The organism is Mesorhizobium sp. M2A.F.Ca.ET.039.01.1.1, assembly GCF_003998035.1.
GTDB lineage: Bacteria > Pseudomonadota > Alphaproteobacteria > Rhizobiales > Rhizobiaceae > Mesorhizobium.
In genome coordinates, this window is sequence record NZ_RZRY01000620.1 from 1 (window position 1) to 3,754 (window position 3,754).

At 64.5% G+C, this 3,754-nt stretch carries 4 protein-coding genes; 1 reads left to right on the forward strand and 3 read right to left on the reverse strand.

Annotated features, from left to right (window positions below):
- Nucleotides 1-137 precede the first annotated feature (137 nt).
- On the reverse strand, nt 138-1,982 hold the full coding sequence (locus tag EOA24_RS30550; protein ID WP_127255868.1) for an aminopeptidase P family protein: 1,845 nt from the start codon (nt 1,980-1,982) through the stop codon (nt 138-140).
- 344 nt (nt 1,983-2,326) lie between these two features.
- On the opposite strand from EOA24_RS30550, the gene EOA24_RS30555 reads away from it, so the two are divergent.
- A complete protein-coding gene (locus EOA24_RS30555; protein WP_126060111.1) occupies nt 2,327-2,512 on the forward strand; it encodes a hypothetical protein in 186 nt (61 codons plus the stop codon).
- A gap of 9 nt (nt 2,513-2,521) precedes the next feature.
- Here the strand turns inward: EOA24_RS30555 and EOA24_RS30560 are convergent, their stop codons facing one another.
- Complete coding sequence (locus EOA24_RS30560) at nt 2,522-3,394, reverse strand: 50S ribosomal protein L11 methyltransferase (protein ID WP_126083755.1); 873 nt, start codon at nt 3,392-3,394, stop codon at nt 2,522-2,524.
- On the reverse strand, nt 3,394-3,754 hold a 361-nt coding region (locus tag EOA24_RS30565), incomplete at its 5' end, for an SCO family protein (RefSeq protein WP_133374685.1). The genes EOA24_RS30565 and EOA24_RS30560, both read right to left, overlap by 1 nt.

Below are 3,754 nucleotides of genomic sequence, written 5' to 3' on the forward strand. Positions count from 1 at the left end.
GTGCTGCGGTGCTGATCATCGCGCGGCAGTTTGTGGGATAGCAATTCTGCCGGCGCGATCGTTTCGGACCGCCGGCGCTGCCCCTCATTGCCCTGCCGGGCATTTCTCCCCGTAGAACGGGGAGAAAGAAGCTAATCTCAAATCTTCGCGTCGTGCGGCAGTGGTGCTGTCGCCTTCTCCAGCCAGGCCAGCGTTTCGCCGTCCACCATCGGGCCGATCTCGGCCAGCACCCATGCATGATACTGGTCGAGCCAGTGCAACTCGTCGCGGGTCAAGAGATCGCTGCGGACGAGACGCTTGTCGATCGGCGCCAACGTGAGCGTCTCGAAGCCGTGCATGGGGATGTCGCCACCTTCGATCGGTTCCGCCGGCGTGACCAGAATCAGGTTCTCGATGCGGATGCCGTAGGCGCCTTCCTTGTAGTAGCCTGGTTCGTTGGACAGCATCATGCCGGCAAGCAGTTTCTCGGTGCCGGTGCGGGCGATGCGCTGCGGCCCTTCATGCACGGCAAGATAGGAGCCGACGCCATGGCCGGTGCCATGGGCGAAGTCGCAGCCATGCTTCCACAGTGCCATGCGCGCGACGGCGTCGATTTCCGAGCCGCGCGTGCCGGCGGGGAAACGCAGCGTCGAGATGCCGATCATGCCCTTCAGCACGAGGGTGAAGCGCTCGCGCATTTCCTGCGTCGGCTCACCGATCGGCACGGTGCGGGTGATGTCGGTGGTGCCGTCCTGGTACTGGCCGCCGGAATCGAGCAGGAACAGTTCTCCGCTTTCCAGCTTGCGGCTGGTGGCGCGCGAGACGCGGTAATGCATGATCGCGCCGTTCGGGCCGGCACCGGAAATCGTGTCGAAGGAGATGTCGCGCAGCGGCATCTGGGTTTCCTCGCCTGTCTGGCGGCGCACTTCCTCCAGCTTGGTGACGACGGCAATTTCGTCGAGCGTGCCGGGCTGCTGGCGCTCGAGCCAGCACAGCAGCTTGGCGACCGCAGCGCCGTCGCGGCGATGCGCGGCGCGGCTGCCGGCGATCTCGGCCTGGTTCTTGGTCGCGCGGGGTATACGCGCAGGGTCAGCCGCCAAGACGACGGTGCCGCCATTGTCCTCGGTAAGCATCCGCAGCTTTTCCGCCGCCAGCACCGGATCCAGCGCGATCCTGGCGCCGTTTTTGGCCAGCTCGACGATTGCCGCTTCGAACTCGCCCGGATCATGCAGATCGGCAAGCTGGGTGAGATAGGCCGCGACCTGGCGCGGGAATTTGCGCTGGTCCATGAACAGCTGATGCTTGCCGTCGGCGGCGAGGATGGCAAAGCCGAGCGCCAGCGGCGTGTGCGGCACGTCGGCGCCACGGATGTTGAAGCTCCAGGCGATGGAAGAGGGGTCGGTCAGCACCGCATGGGTGGCGCCGTCTTTCTGGATGGCGCTTGCCAGCCGCACAAGCTTGTCCTTGGCGAGCTCACCGGCAAAATTGAGCTCTTGCAACTCCACCGGCGCGCGCGGCGGCTCGGGCTGGTCTTTCCAGATGATGTCGATCGGGTTCCTGTCGAGCGGCACCAAGGTCGCGCCGGATTGCTCGGCCGATGCCTTCAGCGCCCTGACCTCGCCGATCGTATGCAGCCAGGGGTCGAAGCCGAGCCTCGCGCCCTTGCCGAAATTGTCCCTGATCCAGCTGGCCGGCGGATTGTCGATGAGGCTTTCGACGGTGAAGATCGAAAGGTCGACCTCGTTTCGGACCTGCAGCGTGTAGCGGCCGTCGACGAAGATGAAGGCGCGGTCGCGCAGGATGATGGCGACGCCGGCCGAACCGGAAAAGCCGGTCAGCCATTTCAGCCGCGCCGAGCGGTCGGCGACATATTCGCCCTGGTGCTCGTCCGCGCGGGGGACGATGAAGCCATCCAAGCCATTGTCGGCCAGCCATTGCCGCAGCAGCGCCACGCGCGGCTTGCCGACGGCCGGATCGCCAGCGGAATCAAAGGTCTGGAACATGGTGGCCTCTCCTCGGATGCTTGTCGCGAACCTAAAGCGCGTCGCGATCTTTCAGATTCGCGCCATGCGCTTTAGGTTTTGGATCTTACGCATGTCTTTATCCCGAAACCGGTTCCCACTTTCGGGAGACATGCTTTAGAGCATTTCGTGCGCCAATTGAAACGGATCTGTCACCAGACGCCATATGATCCAGATATGCTGAAGCGACGACGTGCAAGCTAGGCGCGCGCCCGTGTCTTTGCGCATGGACGCTATGCAGAATCGTTGATTTCCAGACAGGTCGGCAGAGCTTAGTCTCCCGGATGTGGAGGAATGAATCCTGTTGTCCTGCAAAGGAGACTGTCATGTCCACGCTTCCAGCCAGACGCGGATTTTTCAGAAACGCCATGAGCGCGCTGATCGAAGCTCGCCGGCGCGAGGCGACCCGCTACGTCAACGGGGCGCTGCTTTGTCTCGACGATGAAACGCTGAACGCCAATGGCTACGATCGCGAAGAGCTGAAGAAGGCGGCAAACTCGCTTTATGTGTGAGTAACCGCCTCAGCGCTTGAGGTGGATGGTCACCCAGCCCTCGCGATGCAGCGTGCGGACGTGACGAAAGCTCTGACCGACATAGGCTGAGATCACGGCGTCGCGCTGCCGGTCGAGGATGCCGGAAAGCACCAGCGAGCCGCCGAGCCTGATATGCCGGGCCATCTGAGGCGCGAGCCGCATCAGCGGCCGGGCCAGGATGTTGGCGACGATGAGGTCGAAAGGCGCGCGCCTGGCGAAGATCGGGTTGTGGAAGCCCGGCGCCGTCACCGTCTCGACCAGCGCCTTGACATGGTTGAGGCGGGCGTTGGCGGCGGCGACGCGGACGGCGACCGGATCGATGTCGGTCGCCAGCACCGGGATATGCGCGAGCTTGGCGAGCGCGATCGCGAGCACCGCGCTGCCGGTGCCGAGGTCGAGCGCGTTGCGCGGCCGTTCGCGCAGCACCACCTGCTCCAGCATTTCGAGGCAGCCGGCGGTGGTGCCGTGATGGCCGGTGCCGAAGGCAAGGCCTGCCTCGATCTCGATGGCGAGATCACCGGCGTGGCGCTTGGCGCGGTCGTGCGAGCCGTGGACGAGGAAGCGCCCCGTACGGACCGGCTTCAAGCCTTCCAGCGAGCGCGACACCCAGTCCACATCGGGAAGGACCTCGCGCTCGACAGGCTTCGGCAGGCCGAGACCGGCGATGATATCCCTGACCCGCGCCTCGACAGGACCGACGTCGCCATCGGCATAGAGCGACACTTCGTGGATGTCTTTTTCCTCGTCGAGCTCCAGCACGGCGATCGGCAGGCCGTCATCCTCGAAGGCGGCGTCCAGCGCCGCGAAGATGCGATCGGCCTCGAGCTTGCTGGCGGTGAGGTGCAGCCTGGTCTGGCCCATCATGTTTGCCCGCCGGCAGCCAGCCGCTTCAGCTTGGCGACGGCGGTGTCGGCGCTCTCGCCATAGGCGATGGTACCGGCGAAATCGCCCCTGGCGTTGAGCAGCAGCACCGAGGCGGTATGGTCCATCGTGTAGTCGCCGTCGCCGGTGTCGACCTTCTTCCAATAGATGCCGAAGGCCTTGGCCATGGCGTGCACCTTGTCCGGATCGCCGGTGATGCCGGTGATGCGATCGGAGAAGTTGCTGACATAGGTGTTCATCGTCTCCGGGGTGTCGCGCTCCGGATCGACGGTGACGAAATAGGCGTTGAGGTTCTTGCCGCTGTCGCCCATCGTCTTCAGCCAGCCGGCCAGCTCGAAC

Coding starts and splice junctions, on each gene's coding strand:
- EOA24_RS30555 (WP_126060111.1), top strand. CDS start 2,327: ATGTCCACGCTTCCAGCCAGACGCGGATTTTTCAGAAACGCCATGAGC.
- EOA24_RS30550 (WP_127255868.1), bottom strand. CDS start 1,982: ATGTTCCAGACCTTTGATTCCGCTGGCGATCCGGCCGTCGGCAAGCCG.
- EOA24_RS30560 (WP_126083755.1), bottom strand. CDS start 3,394: ATGGGCCAGACCAGGCTGCACCTCACCGCCAGCAAGCTCGAGGCCGAT.